22 protein-coding genes and 1 tRNA gene are annotated in these 20,305 nt (G+C 58.7%); 14 read left to right on the top strand and 9 right to left on the bottom strand.

Annotated elements, in window-relative coordinates; genetic code table 11:
• Positions 1-49: 49 nt before the first annotated feature.
• The 4 genes from ACN0SY_RS10815 to ACN0SY_RS10800 all read left to right on the top strand — a co-directional run bounded on the left by ACN0SY_RS10815 (position 50) and on the right by ACN0SY_RS10800 (position 3,449).
• Complete coding sequence (locus tag ACN0SY_RS10815; protein ID WP_417687125.1) at positions 50-937, top strand: DUF692 domain-containing protein; 888 nt, start codon at positions 50-52, stop codon at positions 935-937.
• Positions 927-1,748: a DNA-binding domain-containing protein gene (locus tag ACN0SY_RS10810; protein WP_417687124.1), complete on the top strand. Its 822-nt coding sequence runs from the start codon at positions 927-929 to the stop codon at positions 1,746-1,748. The genes ACN0SY_RS10815 and ACN0SY_RS10810 overlap by 11 nt, the downstream gene beginning before the upstream one ends.
• Position 1,749: 1 nt before the next feature.
• Positions 1,750-2,334 (top strand): DoxX family protein, encoded by a 585-nt coding sequence (locus tag ACN0SY_RS10805; protein ID WP_417687123.1) that lies wholly within the window; start codon positions 1,750-1,752, stop codon positions 2,332-2,334.
• A gap of 68 nt (positions 2,335-2,402) precedes the next feature.
• Entirely contained in the window at positions 2,403-3,449 is a 1,047-nt protein-coding gene (locus ACN0SY_RS10800; protein ID WP_417687122.1) for a threonine aldolase family protein, read from the top strand.
• 84 nt (positions 3,450-3,533) lie between these two features.
• Here ACN0SY_RS10800 and ACN0SY_RS10795 read toward each other — a convergent pair whose 3' ends face one another.
• Together ACN0SY_RS10795 and ACN0SY_RS10790 are read right to left on the bottom strand one after the other, a co-directional pair.
• Positions 3,534-3,980 carry an Hsp20 family protein gene (locus tag ACN0SY_RS10795; protein WP_417687121.1) on the bottom strand — a complete coding sequence of 149 codons (447 nt, stop codon included), beginning with the start codon at positions 3,978-3,980 and terminating at the stop codon, positions 3,534-3,536.
• A 142-nt stretch (positions 3,981-4,122) separates the two neighbouring features.
• On the bottom strand, positions 4,123-4,617 hold the full coding sequence (locus ACN0SY_RS10790; RefSeq protein ID WP_417687120.1) for a hypothetical protein: 495 nt from the start codon (positions 4,615-4,617) through the stop codon (positions 4,123-4,125).
• Between the two features lie 157 nt (positions 4,618-4,774).
• On the opposite strand from ACN0SY_RS10790, the gene ACN0SY_RS10785 reads away from it, so the two are divergent.
• Positions 4,775-5,716, top strand: coding sequence for an alpha/beta hydrolase (locus tag ACN0SY_RS10785; RefSeq protein ID WP_417687119.1), 942 nt, complete (start codon positions 4,775-4,777; stop codon positions 5,714-5,716).
• Positions 5,717-5,769: 53 nt separating this feature from the next.
• Here the strand turns inward: ACN0SY_RS10785 and hisN are convergent, their stop codons facing one another.
• Positions 5,770-6,576, bottom strand: a complete 807-nt coding sequence (gene hisN, locus ACN0SY_RS10780; RefSeq protein ID WP_417687118.1) for a histidinol-phosphatase — start codon at positions 6,574-6,576, stop codon at positions 5,770-5,772.
• Between the two features lie 302 nt (positions 6,577-6,878).
• Positions 6,879-7,742, bottom strand: a complete 864-nt coding sequence (locus ACN0SY_RS10775; RefSeq protein ID WP_417687206.1) for an N-formylglutamate amidohydrolase — start codon at positions 7,740-7,742, stop codon at positions 6,879-6,881.
• Between the two features lie 246 nt (positions 7,743-7,988).
• Here ACN0SY_RS10775 and cpdR point away from each other — a divergent pair, with 246 nt between their 5' ends.
• The 5 genes from cpdR (at position 7,989) to ACN0SY_RS10750 (ending at position 10,682) form a co-directional block, all read left to right on the top strand.
• Entirely contained in the window at positions 7,989-8,348 is a 360-nt protein-coding gene (cpdR, locus tag ACN0SY_RS10770) for a cell cycle two-component system response regulator CpdR (RefSeq protein WP_417687117.1), read from the top strand.
• A 140-nt stretch (positions 8,349-8,488) separates the two neighbouring features.
• Positions 8,489-8,563: transfer RNA gene (locus ACN0SY_RS10765), tRNA-Val, on the top strand.
• Between the two features lie 169 nt (positions 8,564-8,732).
• On the top strand, positions 8,733-8,858 hold the full coding sequence (gene ykgO, locus ACN0SY_RS10760) for a type B 50S ribosomal protein L36 (RefSeq protein WP_008196524.1): 126 nt from the start codon (positions 8,733-8,735) through the stop codon (positions 8,856-8,858).
• A 132-nt stretch (positions 8,859-8,990) separates the two neighbouring features.
• Positions 8,991-9,602, top strand: a complete 612-nt coding sequence (locus ACN0SY_RS10755; RefSeq protein ID WP_417687116.1) for a tetratricopeptide repeat protein — start codon at positions 8,991-8,993, stop codon at positions 9,600-9,602.
• A gap of 72 nt (positions 9,603-9,674) precedes the next feature.
• Positions 9,675-10,682 carry an alpha/beta fold hydrolase gene (locus tag ACN0SY_RS10750; protein ID WP_417687115.1) on the top strand — a complete coding sequence of 336 codons (1,008 nt, stop codon included), beginning with the start codon at positions 9,675-9,677 and terminating at the stop codon, positions 10,680-10,682.
• Between the two features lie 49 nt (positions 10,683-10,731).
• Here ACN0SY_RS10750 and ACN0SY_RS10745 read toward each other — a convergent pair whose 3' ends face one another.
• From ACN0SY_RS10745 to ACN0SY_RS10735, 3 genes are all read right to left on the bottom strand, one after another.
• Complete coding sequence (locus ACN0SY_RS10745; protein ID WP_417687114.1) at positions 10,732-10,995, bottom strand: DUF2312 domain-containing protein; 264 nt, start codon at positions 10,993-10,995, stop codon at positions 10,732-10,734.
• A gap of 101 nt (positions 10,996-11,096) precedes the next feature.
• Positions 11,097-11,393, bottom strand: coding sequence for a DUF1244 domain-containing protein (locus ACN0SY_RS10740; protein WP_417687113.1), 297 nt, complete (start codon positions 11,391-11,393; stop codon positions 11,097-11,099).
• 14 nt (positions 11,394-11,407) lie between these two features.
• Positions 11,408-12,220, bottom strand: coding sequence for an N-formylglutamate amidohydrolase (locus ACN0SY_RS10735; RefSeq protein ID WP_417687112.1), 813 nt, complete (start codon positions 12,218-12,220; stop codon positions 11,408-11,410).
• A gap of 136 nt (positions 12,221-12,356) precedes the next feature.
• Between ACN0SY_RS10735 and ACN0SY_RS10730 the strand changes: the two genes are divergently transcribed.
• Genes ACN0SY_RS10730 through pyk form a run of 4 tightly spaced genes read left to right on the top strand, consistent with a single transcriptional unit; the run spans position 12,357 to position 16,582 of the window.
• Complete coding sequence (locus tag ACN0SY_RS10730) at positions 12,357-13,277, top strand: DMT family transporter (RefSeq protein WP_417687111.1); 921 nt, start codon at positions 12,357-12,359, stop codon at positions 13,275-13,277.
• Between the two features lie 33 nt (positions 13,278-13,310).
• Positions 13,311-14,618, top strand: coding sequence for a glycerate kinase type-2 family protein (locus ACN0SY_RS10725; RefSeq protein ID WP_417687110.1), 1,308 nt, complete (start codon positions 13,311-13,313; stop codon positions 14,616-14,618).
• 42 nt (positions 14,619-14,660) lie between these two features.
• On the top strand, positions 14,661-15,149 hold the full coding sequence (locus tag ACN0SY_RS10720; RefSeq protein ID WP_417687109.1) for a DUF1036 domain-containing protein: 489 nt from the start codon (positions 14,661-14,663) through the stop codon (positions 15,147-15,149).
• Entirely contained in the window at positions 15,146-16,582 is a 1,437-nt protein-coding gene (gene pyk, locus ACN0SY_RS10715; RefSeq protein ID WP_417687108.1) for a pyruvate kinase, read from the top strand. The genes ACN0SY_RS10720 and pyk overlap by 4 nt, the downstream gene beginning before the upstream one ends.
• Before the next feature lie 87 nt (positions 16,583-16,669).
• On the opposite strand, the gene ACN0SY_RS10710 is transcribed toward pyk, so the two are convergent.
• Positions 16,670-18,439 (bottom strand): DUF882 domain-containing protein, encoded by a 1,770-nt coding sequence (locus ACN0SY_RS10710; protein ID WP_417687107.1) that lies wholly within the window; start codon positions 18,437-18,439, stop codon positions 16,670-16,672.
• Positions 18,440-18,694: 255 nt separating this feature from the next.
• Positions 18,695-20,266 carry a sigma-54-dependent transcriptional regulator gene (locus ACN0SY_RS10705; protein WP_417687106.1) on the bottom strand — a complete coding sequence of 524 codons (1,572 nt, stop codon included), beginning with the start codon at positions 20,264-20,266 and terminating at the stop codon, positions 18,695-18,697.
• Positions 20,267-20,305: the final 39 nt, after the last annotated feature.

Raw genomic sequence — 20,305 nt, 5'->3', positions numbered from 1 at the left:
CGGGCAGCCCGGCTGCCCGGTCATTCTTTTTGACGAGGCGATGCAAGCCATGAAGATTCCGAAAGAAAGCGAGCGGACCGCAGCTGGCATCCCGGCAAGAGCCGGAGCGGGTTTGAAGGGTGAGCACGTCAGCGAGATCCTATCAACCCGTCCGAGTGTGGGGTTCTTTGAGGTCCACGCAGAGAACTACATGGGTGCCGGAGGCATGCCGCATCGCCAGCTTGAAGCGATCAGGCGCGAGTATCCGATCTCTCTGCATGGTGTCGGGCTGTCCATCGGTGCCGAGGGGCCCTTGGACAAGGCGCATCTCCAGAGGTTGAAGGCGTTGAACGAACGCTATGAGCCGGGGCTGTTCTCCGAACACCTGGCTTGGTCTACCCACGACACGACCTATTATAATGACCTTCTGCCGGTTCCCTACGACGAGGAAACGCTGGAACGGGTCTGCGACCATATCGATGAAGTGCAGTCCGTTGTTGGGCGGCGGATGCTTCTGGAAAATCCGTCTACCTATGTCGCCTTCGAGCAAAGCACGATGAGCGAGCTTGATTTCCTGAAGCAGATCGTCGCGCGAACCGGCTGCGGACTTCTGCTCGACGTCAATAATGTCCATGTTTCCTGCGTGAACCACGAGCGTTCCGCCGAAGCCTACCTGGCAGAGTTTCCGGTCGAGCATGTTGGCGAGATCCATCTTGGCGGCCACGCGCCGGATATTGATGACGAAGGCCGTCCCTTGCTGATCGACGCCCACGACCGGGAAGTGGATGAAGCTGTCTGGCGTCTTTATGAGATCCTGATCGCAAGGACAGGTCCCTTGCCGACTCTCATCGAATGGGACAATGACCTTCCTGCCTGGCCAGTCCTGCTGCGCGAGGTCGAATTGGCTCACGCGGTACTCGATCGCGCCCAGCCGGTGGAGGCCCGTCTTGCCGGATGAAGCTCATTCACAAACAAGTTTGCTAGACGATTTCAGCGAGGCATTGTTGCAGCCGCAGTGTCCGATGCCGCACGGTATTATCGGACCGGATGGGAAACCTGCGCCCAAGCGTTTCAGCGTTTACAGAAACAATGTCGCGGTCTCGCTCGTCGAGGCGATCGAGGAGAGCTTCCCGGCGGTGCAGAAGATGCTGGGAGAGGAATACTTCAAGGCGCTTGCCCGTGCGTTCGTTGCCGAGTACCCGCCGACGTCGCCAGTGCTTTTGTGGTACGGCGACCGGTTTCCGGGCTTCATTGAGGACTTCGAGCCTTTGAAGGCCTACCCGTATCTTTCGGATGTCGCGCAGCTCGAATGGACCTGGCTCGAAGCCTACCATGCAGAAGATGCACCGGTCCTGGATCCGGGTGTGCTTTCAGCGGTCGATCCGGAGAAGTTGGGTCAGGTCCGCTTCACGATTCATCCGGCAGTGCGCGTGGTGAAGTCTGTCTGGCCGGTGTTTTCGCTGGTTGCGGCTAACCGTTTTGATGAGGAGGGCGACCACGCCATCGATATGGACGATCCCCAGGATGTCCTGGTGGCCCGTCCTGACCTGGATGTCGCAATCCTGCTTTTGCGCCCCGGCGCTGCGGTTTTTCTGGAGTGTCTGCAGGAGGGCCGAACGCTTGGTGCAGCCGCCGAAGCTGCCGCGTCGGAGCACGAGGCTTTCGATCTTGGTGCCACGCTTGGCGATTTTCTAACCAACGGTGTGTTTGGCGCACACCTCGATCATGTACGAAGCTCGCGCGGCGGGCTAAATGAAAGGAATGCGTAGGATGGGTGCGCTAATCAGTCTTCTGGTCAATTTGCATAATACAGTCTTCGGGGCGCTGGAGCGGCTCACTAGCGGATGGTTTCTTGGTCTCGCGGCACGTGCCGTCTTCGCCAGCACGTTGCTGGTCTACTTCATCAACTCCGCCCTAACCAAGATGGGCAACGGCCTGTTTGGTTTCCTGTCGCCGAGTGACGGCGCCTACGCCCAGATTCTTCCGACCCTCATGGAGCAGGTTGGCTATGACACCAGCCAGATCGGCTTCTTTCCCTATGGCTTGATCGTGCTTTTGGGGACCTGGGGTGAGATTATCCTTCCGATCCTGGTCGTCATCGGACTGTTTACCCGTGTGGCGAGCCTTGGAATGATCATCTTCGTTATCGTCATGTCCTATGTCGACATCACCGGTCACTTTGTGGAAGCCGAAACGATCGGTGCGCTGTTTGACGGCAATCCCACGTCGCTGATCCTTGACCAGCGCCTGTTGTGGATCTTCGTCTTGCTTGTGCCGATGTTGAAAGGCCCCGGAGCGGTCTCCGTGGACAGGGTGCTCTCGACCCACTACAGCCGACGTGAGCGCTACTACTGATCACTGTTTGAGGTCTTTGTCGCGCCGGCCCGCTTGCTCCCTGCTTGTGAAGCTGATTAAAGCGAGGAATGAACTTTTCCAGTGACAATTGGGCGGGTGCAACGGCTTCGGTGATGGAAGCCCTGAACCGCCACTCGACCGGATTGGCGTCGGCATACGGCGCCGATCCGCTTACCGCCGACGTTACCCGCACCTTTTCCGCAATTTTCGAGCGCGACGTCTCCGTTTACTTCGTTGCAACCGGTACAGCCGCGAACGCCTTGGCACTGTCGGCGTTTGCCCGGCCGGGCGGGGCTGTGTTCTGTCACTCGGATTCACACATCCAGGTCGACGAGTGCGGTTGTCCGGAGTTTTTGACCGGTGGTGAAAAGCTGGTGCCGATAAACGGCGCCGACGGCAAGATCACTGCCGACGCATTGCGCAATGCCATGAAAGCCTTCCCGGAAGGCGTCGTCCATCATGGACAGGTTGCCAGCGTTTCGATCACGCAGTCGACGGAATGCGGGACCGTCTACACCCTTGACGAAATTCGCGCGATCAAGGCAGCGGCAGACGAGCGGGGCATCCCGTTGCATATGGACGGAGCCCGCTTTGCTAGCGCACTCGTGTCGCTCGGCGTCACTCCTGCGGAGATGACGTGGATGGCGGGTGTCGACGTTTTGTCATTTGGCGCCACCAAAAACGGCTGCTGGTGTGCCGAGGCAGTGGTCTTCTTCAATCCCGAACAGGCCAAGGGCTTTGAGTATTTCCGAAAAAGGGCAGGGCACCTCTTTTCAAAGAGCCGCTTTGTTGCGGCCCAGTTCGAGGGATATTTTGCCGACGACAGTTGGCTCGGTTCCGCTGCGCATGCAAATGAGATGGCTCAGCGATTGGCGGAGGGCATTCGCAGAACCGGTGGGCGTACTGCGTGGCCTGTAGAAGCCAACGAAGTCTTTCCGATATTGCCACAAGAGAAAGTCAGTCGTCTGCGCGAAGCCGGGGCCATGTTCTATGAATGGCCGGCCGACGGCCTCCCGGAAGGCTCGAGGCCGTCAGGGGAAGAGGTCTGCCTGCGGCTCGTTGCGAATTTCGCGACAACGCCTGAGGACGTTGACTGCTTCCTGGAATTGCTTTGATCGTGAAATGAAAGGGCGCCCGGATAATCCGGACGCCCTCATTGTCAGAGCCTTGGGAGGTCGGACAGGAAGACCGGCGGCTCGTTAGTGAGCCTTGGTCTCGATCTGTTTCGGTGAACCGCTACCGATTTCGATCTTGCGCGGCTTCATCGCTTCGGGAAGCTCGCGTACGAGATCGATGTGGAGCAGGCCATTTTCCAGATGCGCGCCCTCGACGCGGACGTATTCGGCAATCTGGAAGCGCCGCTCAAAGGTTCTGGAAGCAATGCCGCGGTAAAGGATGTCGCGGTTTTCCTCTTCCTCTGCCTTGTCGCCCTTGATCGTCAGAACGTGTTCCTTGGCTTCGACGGAAAGATCGTTTTCGGAAAAGCCCGCAACGGCCATCGAAATGCGATAGGCGTTCTCGCCGGTGCGTTCGATGTTGTAGGGCGGATAGCTCGGTGCATCCGAGTTGGCGGAATCCAACATGGAAAAGAGCCGGTCAAAGCCAACGGTCGAGCGATAGAGCGGCGAAAAATCAAAGTGACGCATGTGTTCGGTCCTCTTTGTTGAGCAACAGATATGGTCTCGAAGGTCCGGTGTCCCCCATCTTGGCAGGACTGGCACCTTGCGGGCCCTCTTGGCACCCGCATGAGATCAGGTGGTGTCGGAATTTTCGGCTTTCAAGAGGTTTTCATCGTTGGTTTGAACATGAACGTCCGCTGAACAGGTGCTTCCGGTTCGGTTCAAGGGCGGCGTGGCAAATTCTTCTCAACATCAGCGATCGGCTGATGTCTGAATTCTGAGGAGAGTGAATATGATGACCTTCAAGAAAGCTCTTGGTATCCCCGTTGCCGCACTTGTTGCTGTCGCCGTCCTGGCAGGTTCTGCGCAGGCGGCTCCCCGAGACCATAACGGCCGCGATCATCATCGCGAGATGCGCGGAGACGACTTCGCGAGAAGCAATGATCGCGGAGGTCCGCGCGGGCACTGGCAGGAGCATGAGCGGTTCGGCCGGCATGGATACAGGATGGGCGTCAAGGAGGTTCGCCGAAGCCTGCGCCATCGCGGATTTCATCGGATTCGGATCGAAGACCGGAAGCCATTTGTCTTCAAGGTATCTGCAATTGGCCGAAACGGTGTTCCTTTCCGGATTGTTGTTGATCGGGTAAGCGGGCAGATCCTTCACATGCGTCCGGCCGGGCGTGGTTTTCACTGGAGCTACCGCTGGTGAGCCATGGCTAGCTACCGAAACAACTGCGAACAGAATTTCGCAGTTGTTTCAAGTCGTGACCGGGCTATCGTGCAGCAAACGCATTTCGGTTTCCGACAAGGGCGATTGCCTCATGACGCTGATTGATATTCCCGAAAATCCCTTGCCCGCGGGCGTGACATCCGGCTTTGTCGAGACGGCGGACGGCGTGAAGATCCGATACGCGCATTGGCCTTCGACTGGCGGGACGCGCAAAGGCACGGTCACACTGTTGCAGGGGCGTTCGGAGTTCATCGAAAAATACTTCGAGGTCATCGAGGAACTGAGGCAGCGCGGCTTTGCTGTTGTGACATTCGATTGGCGTGGTCAGGGCGGATCCGACCGTGCCCTGCGAAACAAGCGCAAGGGCTATGTCGCTGGCTTCGGGCAATATCGCGACGATCTGCATACGGTCCTGAAAAAGGTGTCGCTCGCGGAATACCCCGGCCCGCACTTCGCCCTGGCCCATTCCACAGGTGGGGCAATCCTGCTTTCCGATGCACAGCGCTTGAGAACCATGCTCGACCGTGTCGTCTTGAGCTCGCCGCTGACAGGAATGTTGGACAATGGCTGGAAAGAGCGCTGGGCATTCCGGCTTGCAACGTTTTTGAAAATGATCGGCCTCGGCCGGATGTATGTTCCCGGCGGCAATGGCGATCTCTTCATCGCGTTCGAAAAGAATCGCCAGACCCGGGACAAGGCTCGTTTTGAGCGGGCAGAGGCTGTTCTTCGTGCCGCCCCTGAACTCGGTATCGGATCTGCCACGGTCAGCTGGCTTTACGCGGTCACGCGGGCAATCAAGGGCTTTCGCCGTCGTGATTATGGTCCGAGCGTCTCGTTACCGTGTCTCGTTGTGGCCGCAGGGCATGACCGGATCGTTTCGACAAGGGCGACCGAAGAGCTCGTGTCGCACATGAAAGCTGCCGGATTCCTAGAGATTGCCGGCGCGGAGCACGAGCTGATGATGGAGCGGGATCACATCCGCAATCAGTTCTGGGCTGCCTTCGACGCTTTCATCCCAGGACAGGTTCGCTAAAGCCTCGGCCGACCGTTTCCGAGCCTCTGCTGGCAAATGCCAGCAGCCTCTACCTAAGCTGCGCAGGCTGAAAGTTTCTTGAGAACGATCTCATGGAGCCTCGGATCACCCGTCGCGAGGACCTGACCGCCTTGAGCGGCAGAACCGCCGTTCCAGTTGGTCACGACGCCGCCAGCCCCTTCGATGATCGGTATAAGCGCGACGATATCGTAGGCCTGCAGGCCACTCTCGATGACGATATCTGCAAGGCCCGCCGCCACCATGCAGTAGCCATAGCAATCGGTACCGTAGCGGGCGAGTTTGGTCTGCGCTTCAATGATGTCGTAGACCTCACGTTCAGCTGGCGGGAACAGGGCTGGGGTCGTTGTGAACATGACCGCGTCCTGGAGCGCATTGCAGCTTCGCGTCTTCAGTGTCTTTGAGCCGACCGGACCCTTGTAGACCGCGGAGGTGCAATCTCCGGCGTAGTACTCTCCGACATAGGGCTGCACCATCATGCCGAGAGAGGGTTTGCTGTTTGTCGTCAGCCCGATCAGCGTTCCCCATGTAGGAAGGCCGGTGATGAACGCCCGGGTCCCATCGATCGGGTCAAGTACCCACACGTTCTCGGCATCGAGGTTTTCCGGCCCATGCTCTTCGCCCAGGATTCCGTGATCGGGATAGCGTTGGTTGATCAGCTCGCGCATTGCCGTTTCACCGGCCCGATCGGCGATGGTGACGGGATCGAAGCCGCCATCCAGCTTGTTCTCCACGTCATGCCCGTTTCTGAAATGAGGCATGATGGCTTTGGACGAGGCTTCCGCAAGTGTTTCCAGGAAGTCGGCGAAGCTATGCGACAGCTGCATGGTAGGGGTACTCATTTGGTATGGGTTCCAAATCTGCGTCTACAGCCGCCTGGCGAAGCGTAATGGACGCTATTTTCTTTCCAAAACAGGTAGTTATTCTGAAGCAAGCTAAATGTCACGATGATCAGATCAGATGCGTGGCTAATTTTTGATCAGTGTCTGCCTATAAGCCGAGCTTGACGTTTGTGCGCTGCGGTGCGAATTTTATTGCAGCGCGAAACGAGTTTTCGAAGTAGCGCCGCCCTCCTTGGGCGTTTCCTCCCTAGACTCGGGCCGCCATTTGTGCGGCCCCTTTTTTATTCTCTTTTTGAAAATCCTTATTCAGCAGCCATCGCATCGATTGCAAGTCCCGCGTCGGGCATTGCGGTGAGTTCCCGGGCGAAAATCGCCAGATCCTGTTTCAGGCGCTCGAAACCTGCGTGTGGCGTATGGCTCGGTTCATCCATGTAGATGCCACGATTGATTTCGAGCTGAAGCGCATGAAGTCCTCGTGCGGGGCGGCCATAATGTTCGGTAATGAAACCGCCGGCATAGGGCTTGTTGCGACTGACTGAGTAGCCGAGACCTTCGAGGATCGAGGCGGCATATTCGGTGAGGTCAGGTGAGCAGCTGGTGCCGTACCTGTCGCCAAGGATGAAGTCAGGCCGCTGGTTGGAACTTTGGCACCGCACGGTAGACGGCATGGAGTGGCAATCTATCAGGACAGCATATCCGAAGGTGACATGCGTCTGTGCCAAAAGACGCCGCAGCGCAGAGTGATAGGGTTTGTAGATCCCCTCGATCCGCATGAGTGCCTCGCTGACCGGGAGGCGATGGCGATAGATCTCATGCGATTCGCTGACGATACGGGCGACGGTGCCAAGGCCGCCGGCAACACGGATCGAGCGGACATTTGCGTAAGAGGGCAATCGCCCGTCGAACATCTTCGGATCGAGCTCATATGGCTCGCGGTTCACATCCAGGTAGGCTCTGGGAAAATGCGCACGCAGCAAAGGGGCGCCGAGTGGGACCACGTGCCGGAAGAGGTTGTCCACGAAGGCGTCCTCGGAGCGGCGGATCGACCGTTCATCAAGCCGGGAAGCATTGAGGAAACTTTTCGGGTACTGGCAGCCGGAGTGTGGAGAGTTGAAGACGAAAGGTAGGCGCTGGTCTGCCGGAGCGAGCACTTCGAATGGCGGCATGCCATTGAAGTCGACCTGATCGATCGACGGGATATCTCCAGTGTCGCTTATGGCCAAATCGATCCCTTTCGTTTCCTCCCTGCCATGGTGCCAAGGAATCAACACGCAGTCCACAGAAACCAGCCGGGATCCCCATGCGAACGGTTTCACTCTATCTTTACGCCGTATTCCGACTATAACCGAGCGGGAGGTCGGCGGGGTACCACCCGTTCGCTATGTTCCCTCGTGATGTAATGGTTGCAAACGATGCCGCGTATCCTTCTTGCGGAAGACGACAATGACATGCGCCGCTTTCTGGCGAAGGCCCTGGAAAATGCCGGACATGACGTCGTCTCCTTCGATAATGGCAAAAGCGCCTATGAGCGCCTCCGGGAGGAGCCCTTCTCGCTTCTGCTGACAGATATCGTCATGCCTGAAATGGACGGTATCGAGCTGGCGCGCCGAGCGACGCAGCTCGACCCGGACCTGAAGGTCATGTTCATTACGGGCTTTGCAGCTGTTGCCCTCAATCCGGAGTCGGACGCGCCGAAGGATGCCAAGGTTCTCTCCAAGCCATTCCACCTGAAGGACCTCGTTCAGGAGGTGGACAAGATGCTCGCTGCCTGATGGCAGGCAGCTGCGGGGCTTGAACAACATGCCTGTGGAATTGTTTGACGGTTCTGTAAAAAAGGGTGTTGCGTCGTTCAAAGAACCCCGTTATATCGCTCCCCACCACGGCGTTGCGGCGCAGTGATACCGAGAAATTCGGGCGTGTAGCTCAGCGGGAGAGCACTTCGTTGACATCGAAGGGGTCACAGGTTCAATCCCTGTCACGCCCACCATTTTTGCGCTTTTCGACATTTTGGTCAGATCGGCGCGGGTGGATCCCGGACATCAGGATCTGCGCAGGACGAGGGGTCTTGCAGCGGCTTCCCGGGGAAACCAGTCACAGCGAGCGCCTCAGGCGCTCGTTTCATGTTTACGGGTAAAGGGCCCTTCGGGGACAGTGTCATGAAGATCAAGAACTCGCTCAAAGCGCTTATGACCCGCCACCGCGAAAACCGCATGGTTCGTCGCAAAGGCCGTGTCTACATCATCAACAAGAAGAACCCGCGCTTCAAGGCTCGCCAGGGCTGATTGCGCGAGGCGCGATAGCGTCTTTGTGATCTCTTGATTGTCCGTTTCACGGATTGACCGCTGCAGCCGGCAAGGTATCTTGTCGGCATGCGGCTTTTTTTGTTTGTCATTTCGATTCTCTGGCCACTCAGCATGGCGACGGCGCAAACGGAACCTGATCTGGGGCCGGATGCGGAGGAGCCTTCTGTCAACGACCTTGAGACGCTGATCCCGGAAAACGAGAATTCCGGCGCCGCCGTGGTCGATAATGACGGTCCACCTCCTGCAAGTGAGCTCGAGGACCTGTTTGCCAGTCTCGGCCGGGCCGAGAACGACAAGATTGCGGATGGCATCGCCCGGAGGATCCAGATCCTCTGGCTCGAATCGGGAAGCGATACCGTCGACCTCCTGATGGCGCGTGCAGGTGCAGCGTTGAAAGGGGATGACCTTCCCCTTGCGCTGGATCTTCTTGATGTTGTCGTTACGCTTGAACCTGATTTCGCCGAAGGCTGGAACAGGCGTGCCACTGTCTTCTACATGCAGAAGGATTTCGGGCGCTCGTTGGCTGATATCGAGCGGACGCTGGCGCTTGAACCCCGCCATTGGGGCGCTTTGTCCGGGCTTGCCATCATTCAGCGACGTCTCGGTCAGGAAAAAAGGGCGTTGTCCACATTCAAGCAGGCCGTCGAAATTCACCCGGGGCTCAAGAACGCCCGCGAATCTATCGAGTCTCTGGAAAAGGCCGCCGCAGGCGAGCCGATCTGATCCAGCTTTGTCCTGGACATTTCCGGCTGGTGATCCATTGCAGTCACCTTGGCGCGCTCTAATATTCTCCCGATGGAAACAGTATTGATCATCCTGGCCGCTGTTCTCTTGCTTGGCGGCCTGTACACAGCCTGGAAGACCAGACAGATTGACGACCGACATGGTCCGGAGGGCGAATTTGCCTTGGTGGACAGTGTCAGGCTGCACTACTTTCACTACGCCCTGCCTCACCATGACGGAAAGAGGCCTGCACTGGTTTTCGTTCATGGCGCCAGTGGCAATGCCCTCGATCCTCTGATTGCCTTCAAGGACAGGTTCGAAGGGCGGCACGAGCTCTTGTTCGTCGACCGTCCGGGCCTTGGCCACTCCCGGCGTGAGCCGGAACGGCATGCGAATCCGGTCGAGCAGGCTCGCAGCATTGGTGCCCTGCTCGACAAGCTTGGCATAGACGACTGTGTTGTGGTCGGGCACTCGCTTGGTGCCTCGGTTTCGGCCGCGCTCGCACTGGAACGGCCGGACGTCGTCTCGGGCACCGTTTTTGTTGCGCCTGCAACCCATCCCTGGCCGGGTGGCATCAACTGGTACTACAGGCTGGCGGCCATGCCTCTTTTCGGGCCGCTGTTCTGCCGTACCATCACGCTACCGGTCGCGGAGCGGCTCGCACCGGCTTCAATATCCGGAGTGTTCAGTCCGCATCCCGCAATCGAGAATTATGCCGCCGAGATCAAGCTGCCACTTCTTTTCAGGCCGCACAGCTTCCGGGCCAATGCGATGGATGTTGCCGGGCTCAAGGGATTTCTGAAGCACCAGTCCCGGCGCTATGGAGACATGAAGCAGCCCGGCGTCGTTATTACCGGTGATCAGGATACGGTGGTCTGGCCGAGCATTCACAGCGAGGGGCTGATCAGGGATATGCCGGATGCTGAGCTGATTCTGCTCGAAGGTGCGGGGCATATGCCTCACCACACCCATGGAGACGAGATAGCCTGTGAAATTGAGAAACTCCTGGCGAAGCTCGCCGACAGGCAGACAGCGTCTCTGGCGCCTACATCCGAGGTGGAGCTGAAAAGCTCAGGTTAGCCCTCGGGTGAAGAGACCAGCGGCGGCAGCGCCGCTGGTGCTTTGGTTGTCAGTCGTTGCCGGCAGGCCCGGCCATGCCCAGGGCATGCAGGTAGAGGTCCAGTACGGCCTCTTCTTCCTCGCGCTCGTGGGGCTGCTTCTTGCGCAGCGAAACGACCTTGCGAAGGATCTTGACATCGAAACCGTTGCCCTTGGCTTCGGCATAGACGTCCTTGATGTCGTCGGAGATGACTTTCTTTTCTTCTTCGAGACGCTCGATACGCTCGACAAATGCACGCAGCTGATCGCCGGCAACTCCGCCCGGATCGGACATGGGGGTGTCTCCTAGTTGGTATTTTGGGTTCGGATTCGTATAGCCGGACAGTGCCGTGCCAGAACCGGCCTGACAGGTCAAGCCGGGTTCTCCGTCAAGCTTCAATGGGCCGGTTTATTCACCTCGAAAGCCGCCTTCTGGGCGTCGGTGGCTTCGGTCTGGAACTTGTCCTTCCATTCGCTGTACGGCATGCCGTAGACGATTTCGCGACTGGTTTCCTTGTCCATCTCGATGCCGCGTTCTTCTGCGGCTTCGCGGTACCAGTTGGACAGGCAGTTCCGGCAGAAACCGGCCAGGTTCATCATGTCGATGTTCTGAACATCGGTACGCTGTCCGAGGTGGCTCAGAAGGCGGCGGAACGCGGCGGCCTCCAGTTCGGTGCGTGTCTTGTCGTCCATTGAGTGTTCCTCTCTCAGGCGGGTTTGTCCGAGCGGGACATGTGATGCTTGATCTGGCGCAGGTCCGGCCGGGAAACAAGGTCTTCCAGTATCGGTTGCAGCCGGTCGGCCCATTCCAAGACACCCTTTTCGTCGGCAATCAGGTCCTGCCGAACCTCCAGTAGTGCATGGGCAATCCCGCGCCTTGTCGCATGGCGGTACATGGTGTCGTTCTTGAGGCAGCCGTCATATGGCTCGTTGTCTCCGACCACCAGATCGCCCTGGGCTTCAAGTTGTTCGATGAACGGCCGAACTGCTCGTTCGTCGCTGTCCCACAGGATCGCGGCATGCCATGGCCGCGGGACGCCGCGCCAAACCGGTGTGTAACTGTGGATGGAGACGATTACGGGTGCCGGGGCCTTGCCGATCATCTGATCGAGCGTCTCGTCGATCAACGTGTGATAGGGCCGATGGAAACGCTCGATACGGCGTTGCCGCTCCTCATGGTCGACCTCGGAATTGCCCGGAACGACAGCTCCGTCTGAAAGGCGCATGACGATCGTCGGATCGTCCTCGCCACGGTTGGGGTCGATCAGGAGCCGAGAGTATGTCGTCATCAACACCGGCGCATTCAGCCGCCTTGCGAGTTCCATTGTCAGAGGACGGACGCCAATATCGTAGCCGATGTGCCGCTCGAATTGCTCGGGTGGAAGGCCGAGATCCCCGTATTCCGCGGGCACGGCATTGCGTGCGTGGTCACACAGAAGCAGCAGTCCGCCGGACAAATCGCCTTTGATCGTTTCGGTCGGGACGAAATCGGATGGCTGCGAATTTTGGGAGGTGATCATGAAATCGCTATACGTTCGCGAAGAACTTCATTGTTGGGATGACGCAGGAGATTGCGCCCTGTAGCTTTAGACCAACCGCAAGGTCGAACCAACCTTTTCTGTACTGCTTCACATGCCGAATTCTCAAGAAGATCTGTTGCACGTTCCCGCGTCCTCGCTTGGGGCAACCGGCGCCGGCTTGCAGCCGCAAGCCGGGACGGGGGTTGCCTTGCTTGCCTTGCTGGCGGGTGCCGTTGCGATGGGAGTTTCTCCAGTCTTCGTCCGATTGGCGGAGGTTGGACCCTATTCCAGCGCGTTCTGGCGTGTGTTCGCCGCCTTGCCTGTGCTCTGGGCGTGGTCTCAACTCGAGGACAGGTCGAAAAGTCCCTTGCGTGGCTGGTCGTGGCCGGTTGTCATTGCAGGGCTGCTCTTCTCCGGGGACCTGATCTTCTGGCATCTGTCGATCATGAAGACCTCGATCGCCAATGCGACCTTCCTTGCGACGCTGGCGCCTGTGTGGGTGTTGCTCGGATCCAACCTGATCCTGCGCGAGGCAACGACACGCGGTATGTGGCTTGGGCTTGGTGCCTGCCTCGCCGGGGCGGCGTTGCTGGTAGGCTCGAACCTGGGCATAGCGCCAGAGCGATTGATCGGTGACGGGTTCGGCGTGATGACCTCTGTGTTTTTCGGAGCATACATCCTCGCCACCCGCTATGTACGGCGGAGCCTAGGGCCCGGCGGGTTGATGTTCCGCTCGTCACTTGTCACTTCGATTTGCCTTTTGCTTGTCGCCCTGATGCTGGACGACAAGCTGTTGCCGGAGACGTCGCGTGGTTGGGCGGCTCTTGCGGGGCTGGCCTTGCTGGCGCATGCGGCCGGGCAGGGGCTTCTTGCCTTCGCGCTTGGTCGCCTCACGGCGGGATTTTCTGCGCTTGTGATCTTTCTTGAGGCCGTGACTGCAGCAGCATTTGCCTGGATCGCACTTGGCGAAGCCCTCAGGATCTTGCAGATTGCGGGTGGTCTCCTGATTCTCTTCGGAATCTGGATTGCCCGTCCGGGCAGACCTTCCAGCAATTGAAATGATGAAGAAAAGTTCGTTGGGGAGCGAAGAATGACGGATCACCGGCCGCACAAGGAATTCCTTCGTTCCATGTTCGATGCAGCGGTCTCGGCCGCATTGCCGGAGAATTGTTTGCCCGAGCATCTGCCGGAACCTTCCGCGTCAGGACGGATCATTCTACTGGCAGCAGGGAAAGGCGCCGGTGCCATGCTGGAGGTGGCGGAGCGTCATTACCGCGAGCAGCGGGGACTGGGTTCGGACCGCTTGATCGGTCTGGGTGTGACCCGGCACGGTTATGGCCGTCCGACCGGTACGATCGAACTTATCGAGGCAGGGCATCCGGTCCCGGATCAGGCCGGCGTCGACGCTACCATTCGCTGCATGGAGCTTGTTAGCGCTGCCGGTGAGAATGACCACATCGTTGTTTTGCTGTCGGGTGGCGGGTCCGCAAACTGGATTGCGCCGACAGCGGGCGTTACGCTTGATGACAAGCAGCAGCTCACGAAAGCCCTGCTGAAGTCCGGAGCGACAATCGATGAGATCAACAAGGTCCGCAAGCATCTGTCGCGGATAAAAGGGGGGCGCTTGGCTGGGTTGGCAGCTCCCGCGAAGATGACAACGCTCGCCGTTTCCGATGTGCCCAATGACGATCCTGCCGCCATCGCTTCCGGGCCGACGGTTCCTGACGCTTCAACGCTGGCCGATGCACGCGGCATATGCGCCAAGTATGCGATCCAGGTGCCGCCGGCGATTTCCGAAGCGCTCAACGACCAGGCGAACGAGTCCCTGAAACCGGGCGATGCGGCTTTCAACACTGCAGAATTCAAGATCGTGGCGCGGCCGCAGGCGTCTCTGGATGCCGCAGCCGAGGTTGCCCGGGCTGCCGGCTATGAGCCGATCTTCCTTGGCGACAGCGTTGAAGGCGAGGCAAGGGAGCGGGCGCGCGAACACGCAGGGCTCGCACGCGAGGCGCTCGGCGCGGGAAAGCGCTGCGTCTTCCTTTCGGGAGGCGAGCTCACGGTTACGATCAATGGCGATGGGATTGGTGGTCCGAATCAGGAGTATGCGCTTGCACTGGCGATTGCCTTGCAAGATTTGCCGGGGGTCAGCGGGCTTGCCGCGGATACTGACGGAACCGACGGCGGTCAGGGGGCGGCGAGCGATCCGGCAGGTGCCTTTGTTTTCCCCACGACGATTAGCCGTGCAACCGCGCTTGGCCTTGATCCTGCCTCATTTCTAGCCAGAAACGATAGTACCTGTTTCTTCGATGCGCTTTCGGACCTGCTTGTCCCTGGGCCAACTTATACAAACGTCAATGACTTTCGAGCCATCGTCGTTGACAACACTGGCATGTGCTAGCAAAAAGCTAATGTTCAAAAGCCGCGAGACGAACGACTGACAATGAACAAAGGTGGGGACCGACGCCATAAGGAGTCATCAAATGGCTTCAAGCGCGCTGTGAAGACGGCGTTGGGCGCATGCGTGTCTCTGATGGTCATGGGTCTTGCGACGGCTCCGGCAAAGGCTGATCTTCGCCTTTGCAACAAGACCGAGAGCCGTGTTGGCATTGCTATCGGCTACAAAGACAAGTCCGACTGGATCACCGAAGGCTGGTGGAACCTGGAGGGCAACTCTTGTGAGACCCTCGTCCCGGGCTCGCTGGTGTCACGATACTATTACATCTACGCTGTTGATTACGATCAGTTCGGTGAGTGGGGTGGCCGGGCATTCATGTGCACGCGTGAAAAGGAATTCACGATCCGTGGCATAGAAGATTGCGTCGCTCGAGGTTTTGAACGAACAGGCTTTTTTGAAATCGACACGGGCGAACAGAGCAGTTGGACTGTTCAATTGACGGAGCCCGTGCAACAGGGGACAGGTGGGCGATGAGGCGTAACCGAAGAGTCAAGATACTGGCAACTCTCGGACCCTCCTCCTCTGAACAAGACATCATCGAAAAGCTGTATCGCTCGGGTGCGGATGTTTTCCGCATCAACATGAGCCATACGGATCACGATCGTCTGAAGATGCTGGTTGAACGCATCCGTTCAGTGGAGGAGAAGGTCGGGCGGCCGATAGGCATTCTGGCAGACTTGCAAGGTCCGAAACTGAGGGTGGGAACCTTCAAGGACGGTCCGGTAATGCTGGAGAATGGCGCGAAGTTCACGCTGGACGCCGACCCGGCCGAAGGCGATGTAAATCGAGTGCATCTGCCGCATCCGGAGATTTTGAAGGCGCTTGAGCCGTCTCACCGTCTGTTGCTCGACGACGGGAAGATCCAGCTGCGCGTTGTCGAGTGCACAGCTACCAAGGCGGTTACCGAAGTTATCGTCGGCGGCAAACTTTCCAACCGCAAAGGCGTTAGTGTCCCGGATTCCGAGATTGCGACAAGCGCAATGACGGACAAGGATCACAAGGACCTGGTCGCAGCCCTTGATCAGAACGTCGACTGGATCGCGCTTTCGTTTGTTCAGCGTCCCGATGACATTTCCGAGGTCCGCAAGATCACGCGCGGACGTGCGGGAGTTCTGGCGAAGATCGAAAAGCCTCAGGCAATCGGTCGTCTGGCCGAGATCATCGAGCTTTCCGATGCAATCATGGTTGCCCGTGGCGATCTCGGCGTGGAAATGCCGCTCGAGCAGGTGCCAGGTCTGCAAAAACAGATTACCCGCGCCGCACGCCGTGCAGGCAAGCCGGTCGTGATTGCGACGCAGATGCTGGAATCGATGATTTCGGCTCCTGTTCCGACCCGCGCAGAAGTGTCCGACGTCGCTACGGCCGTCTTTGAAGGCGCTGATGCGGTGATGCTATCGGCAGAATCGGCCGCCGGTGAATTTCCGGTCGAAGCGGTCGAAACGATGGACAAGATTGCCCACGAGGTGGAGCGGGATCCGAACTTCCTCAATATCATCCACGCTCAGCGAACCGAACCGGAGGCAACCGGTGCCGATGCCATCTCAGCCGCAGCGCGTCAAATTGCCGAGACCCTGAAGCTGGCAGCTGTCGTGTGTTACACGACCTCCGGTGCAACGGGGCTGCGTGCTTCACGCGAACGCCCGAGCTCTCCGTTGATCGTGTTGTCGCCGGTGGTCGCAACGGCACGCCGGCTCGCCTTGGCCTGGGGCCTGCATTGTGTTGTCAGCGAAGATGCCGCAAGCGAGGACGACATGGTCGACCGCGCATGCCGGATTTCCTACTCGGAAGGTTTTGCAAAGCCGGGTCAACGAGTGATCGTGACAGCGGGTGTTCCCTTCGGTACGCCGGGGTCGACGAACATGCTCCGGATTGCCTTCGTCGGCAGCGACGGACAGGGCGGTATTTGACGCCTTAATCGATTAGAGTTCCAAGAGCGAAAAAGGCGGCCAGATCGGCCGCCTTTTTTGTATCTAAACCAAGAAGGTTCACCGCCGTCAGCGAGCGAAGGTGACCGGGAGCACAATGACCGCAGGTCCCTCAAAACGGTCTGTGCGCAGGGATCCATAGGGAAAGAGCTCGAAGCCTGTGCTTACGAAACGATTTCCCGGTGCCAGAAAATTCTTCAGGCTCCGCTGACGAGGGTGGCTGAGCGAGGCAAACAGGCGGTGGCGGGTGGTGCCCGCACCGGAAATCAGGAGGGTTTCCGACTTGTCGGGAAGACCTGCAAAGCCCGCTAGCGGATCCCTGATCTCGTTGCGTGGGATTCTGCCTGATACGGATCTTTCAAGTGTTTGCTTGGCTGGCGTGCTTCGCGCTCCCGCCTTGGCAGCGTTTGGACGGCCATTCTGACGAGAAAATGCAGCGGGTGTTGCGGTCGCAGACGCATATGCGAGGGCTGTCGGGGCCGCGACAGGTGTCGGTGTAGATTGGCTGTCGCCGCTTGTCGCCGCGACAATAGCTGCCACAGGATCGTCGGTAGGCGCCTGGGCCGGCAGTGGGACAGAGCCTGCTACATTCTGTTGGTTCAACGCCGCTACCTGGGTTGCCTTGAGGAGGGCATCGGCCGGCTTCTGGCTGGGCAACGCAGAAGCTGCAGCAAACCGATCACTGTTGGCTACGGCAGGGCTAGCGCCAGTTTCAAGGGCGATACGCTGAGCATCCAGAGTGTTCGGAGCTGCAACGGATGCGACCTGGATCGGCGCGGAGGCGACGGCTGGTTTGGCGAGGGGGACGACGCTTGCCACGATGACCGTATCTTCGGCACCGGTCGCTTCGTCTTCTTCCTTCTGAAGAGGTACCGGAGGCGCAGTCACGACTGGCGCGGTTCGAGAAGCCGGCGTCGCATTGTCGCCGGAGTTCCGAACTCCGGGAAGAGCGCCCGGTGGGACCGGAGCGCTGTCAGGTCTGACGGCGGCGACGCGGGTGCGTTCGTTCGCGCTGTCGGCGTTGTTCGACCTGAACAAGGATGCAAGCAGGTTGCCTCCGGATCCCGAGGCTGCCTCCCGGGGGGCTGGCCTTACGAGGTCTGAAGAATTGCGCAGCGACTGACCCCTGGTGACGTTTCCTTCATCGTCCTCCTCATTCGAGGCGACGATCGTCGGCGTTGTGCTGCGCTTGCCCGACTTGGCCTCGGCGAGGGCCAACTTGTATCCGCTCATCGGCTTGCCGTCAGACGGGACATGCAATGTCTTGCCGTCCGGGAAGACCTTCGCAAGCTGCGAACGTGTCATCCGAGGCCAGTGACGAATACTGCCGGTGTCCATGTGAACAAAGGGCGATCCGGATGTCGGGTAGTATCCAACGCCGCCAACGTGCTGCCTGAGGCCGGTTGCTCGCAACTGAGCCAGATTGACGCCGGGAATGTAGAAATCCATCGCCTTGCCGAGCGTATGCTGGCTGTTCTTGGCGACGCCGCGCGAACGTTTGCGCAGCATATTGTTCGTTGCAGGCGAACGGTAGCTGGACACGACATAGATCGGATTCTTTGCGCCGACCTGCTGGTAGACTTCCCAAACCAGATCGAGAAGTTTCGGGTCGATATTGGTCATCTCGTTCCGGCGCCAGTCGCGCAGGAAACGGTTGGCTTCGCGCAATCCGGATGGAATGAACCGGCCGTTCTTCTTGAAGGTGACCTCGACACGCTCCTTGGTGTGCGTGTTGTAGAGCTTCAGGGTGCGGGTCTCTGCCTTTGCTGTAAATGCAGACAGCACGGGCATCAGAGTAAGCAGACACAAAAGAGCGCTCGCACGTCGCAAGCCTCTCACGGCGTCGTATCCAAACAACCGTCTACGCAAAATACCGTCTCGCCGTTTGTTGATGGCTCTTGGCCAATGCGATTATCCCCCAGCAGGTTGAAAACTAGCCTGCGCGGGTTAAGAAGCCTTTACCCTGTTTTCATTTGAGCCGAAAACGTGGCCAAAATACAACGAAAACAGAAATTAGCGCGGGATATCACGTTAAAAAAGCGGGCTCAGTTCGAGCCTGTATCCATCATGTCCCAAATCAGGGGCCGAACGCTCTTATGCAGCGGCTCCATCGTTCGCTGCTTCTTCCTCCAGGCCATATTCCTTGAGCTTGCGATACAGTGTCGAGCGACCGATTCCCAATCGTTTCGCCACCTCTGTCATTCGACCTGAATAGTGATTGATCGCCGTGCGGATGAGTTCCTCTTCCAGGTCGGTCAGCTTTCGCACGTGGCCGTCATTGTCGAGGCTTCGCATGAAGCCAAACGGAGCGGCATGGCGGAACGCGTCATGGGCGGGGGAGGGTTCCTGCGAGGATGAGGTTTGCCGCGCCTCCTGGGAGACGGCCGCTTCGGCGGTCCGTGGTGCTGCGAGTGCCGGATCTGGCGTTGGCTGCGCCGTGAAACCGCGTCCCTGTGTCTGCGCCGCAGAGCCGACAGCAGCGGCGACCTGCGGGAAATCGTCCACGGTCAGGCTTGCGCCGTCGCACAGGACGACTGCGCGGAACACTGTGTTTTCCAGCTGTCGGATGTTGCCGGGCCAGTTATAGGCCTGAAGAAGGTCGAGAGCCTGGGTTGCGACACCCGATACGTGAGGCTTGCCTTCCTCCGCAGCAAATCTTGCGAGGAAGTGCCGTGTAAGTGCAGGAATGTCTTCGGGGCGATCCCGCAGTGGCGGGATCCAGATCGGGAAAACGTTTAGGCGATAATAAAGATCCTCGCGAAACGCCCCTTCCTTGACCTGGTCGACCAATCGACGGTTGGTTGCTGAAATCAGGCGGAAATCCACCTTGATCGGGCGCTTCGCGCCGATCGGATCGATTTCGTTTTCCTGAAGGGCCCGCAGAAGCTTGACCTGGACTTCGGCAGGCAGTTCCCCGACTTCGTCAAGAAACAGTGTGCCGCCATGGGCCTCCTGAAACTTTCCGACATGCTTGTCGACAGCGCCGGTGAAGGCGCCTTTCTCGTGTCCGAACAGGATCGATTCGACCAGGTTGTCCGGAATGGCACCGCAGTTCACGGTCACCAGTGGCTTGGACTTGCGTTCGCCGGAACCCTGAATGGCGCTCGCGATCAGTTCCTTGCCGACACCGCTTTCTCCCTCGATGAGGATCGGAATATTCGAGGATGCGGCGCGCTTCCCAAGGTTGATCACGCGCTCCATCGCCGGAGAGCGGGTAATGATGTCGGCAAAGGTGAGCGTGCCGGAAGCCTGCTTGCGGAATCGGTTGATCTCACCTTCAAGAGCCGAAACCTTCATCAGGTTGCGGATCGATACATTGAGCCGTTCCGGACTGACAGGTTTGACGACGAAATCCTGTGCGCCGGCATTCATCGCGTTGACGACCGCATCAATTCCGCCATGGGCGGTCTGAACGATGACCGGAGTGGCAATCTTCTGCGCGCGAATCTTCGTCAGGGCACCAATGCCGTCCAGTTCCGGCATCACCATGTCAAGAATGATCAGGTCGATGTCGGCACCTTCCGGGCCGATCATGATGTCGACCGCCTGCTGTCCGTTTTCGGCAGTTTTCGTCTTGTGTCCGAACTTATGGACGGCCTCCTGAAGCAGGCGCCTCTGGATCGGATCATCGTCGACTATGAGGATCTTGCCGCTGGCTGACTGCATGAAGGGCCCTTTGAAGTCCGTCTGTGTGTATCAATTCGG

The sequence above is a fragment of the Roseibium sp. genome (assembly GCF_048261595.1).
Lineage (GTDB): Bacteria > Pseudomonadota > Alphaproteobacteria > Rhizobiales > Stappiaceae > Roseibium.
The sequence above is the reverse complement of the archived record's forward strand: the minus strand, read 5'-3'. Positions and strand labels throughout refer to the sequence as shown.

What these genes read in the sequence shown, in the direction of transcription:
- ACN0SY_RS10815 (WP_417687125.1), top strand. Translation starts at nt 50, where the DNA reads ATGAAGATTCCGAAAGAAAGCGAGCGGACCGCAGCTGGCATCCCGGCA.
- ACN0SY_RS10805 (WP_417687123.1), top strand. Translation starts at nt 1,750, where the DNA reads ATGGGTGCGCTAATCAGTCTTCTGGTCAATTTGCATAATACAGTCTTC.
- ACN0SY_RS10800 (WP_417687122.1), top strand. Translation starts at nt 2,403, where the DNA reads ATGAACTTTTCCAGTGACAATTGGGCGGGTGCAACGGCTTCGGTGATG.
- ACN0SY_RS10795 (WP_417687121.1), bottom strand. Translation starts at nt 3,980, where the DNA reads ATGCGTCACTTTGATTTTTCGCCGCTCTATCGCTCGACCGTTGGCTTT.
- ACN0SY_RS10785 (WP_417687119.1), top strand. Translation starts at nt 4,775, where the DNA reads ATGACGCTGATTGATATTCCCGAAAATCCCTTGCCCGCGGGCGTGACA.
- hisN (WP_417687118.1), bottom strand. Translation starts at nt 6,576, where the DNA reads ATGAGTACCCCTACCATGCAGCTGTCGCATAGCTTCGCCGACTTCCTG.
- ACN0SY_RS10775 (WP_417687206.1), bottom strand. Translation starts at nt 7,742, where the DNA reads ATGCCGCCATTCGAAGTGCTCGCTCCGGCAGACCAGCGCCTACCTTTC.
- cpdR (WP_417687117.1), top strand. Translation starts at nt 7,989, where the DNA reads ATGCCGCGTATCCTTCTTGCGGAAGACGACAATGACATGCGCCGCTTT.
- ykgO (WP_008196524.1), top strand. Translation starts at nt 8,733, where the DNA reads ATGAAGATCAAGAACTCGCTCAAAGCGCTTATGACCCGCCACCGCGAA.
- ACN0SY_RS10755 (WP_417687116.1), top strand. Translation starts at nt 8,991, where the DNA reads ATGGCGACGGCGCAAACGGAACCTGATCTGGGGCCGGATGCGGAGGAG.
- ACN0SY_RS10750 (WP_417687115.1), top strand. Translation starts at nt 9,675, where the DNA reads ATGGAAACAGTATTGATCATCCTGGCCGCTGTTCTCTTGCTTGGCGGC.
- ACN0SY_RS10745 (WP_417687114.1), bottom strand. Translation starts at nt 10,995, where the DNA reads ATGTCCGATCCGGGCGGAGTTGCCGGCGATCAGCTGCGTGCATTTGTC.
- ACN0SY_RS10740 (WP_417687113.1), bottom strand. Translation starts at nt 11,393, where the DNA reads ATGGACGACAAGACACGCACCGAACTGGAGGCCGCCGCGTTCCGCCGC.
- ACN0SY_RS10735 (WP_417687112.1), bottom strand. Translation starts at nt 12,220, where the DNA reads ATGATCACCTCCCAAAATTCGCAGCCATCCGATTTCGTCCCGACCGAA.
- ACN0SY_RS10725 (WP_417687110.1), top strand. Translation starts at nt 13,311, where the DNA reads ATGACGGATCACCGGCCGCACAAGGAATTCCTTCGTTCCATGTTCGAT.
- ACN0SY_RS10720 (WP_417687109.1), top strand. Translation starts at nt 14,661, where the DNA reads ATGAACAAAGGTGGGGACCGACGCCATAAGGAGTCATCAAATGGCTTC.
- pyk (WP_417687108.1), top strand. Translation starts at nt 15,146, where the DNA reads ATGAGGCGTAACCGAAGAGTCAAGATACTGGCAACTCTCGGACCCTCC.
- ACN0SY_RS10705 (WP_417687106.1), bottom strand. Translation starts at nt 20,266, where the DNA reads ATGCAGTCAGCCAGCGGCAAGATCCTCATAGTCGACGATGATCCGATC.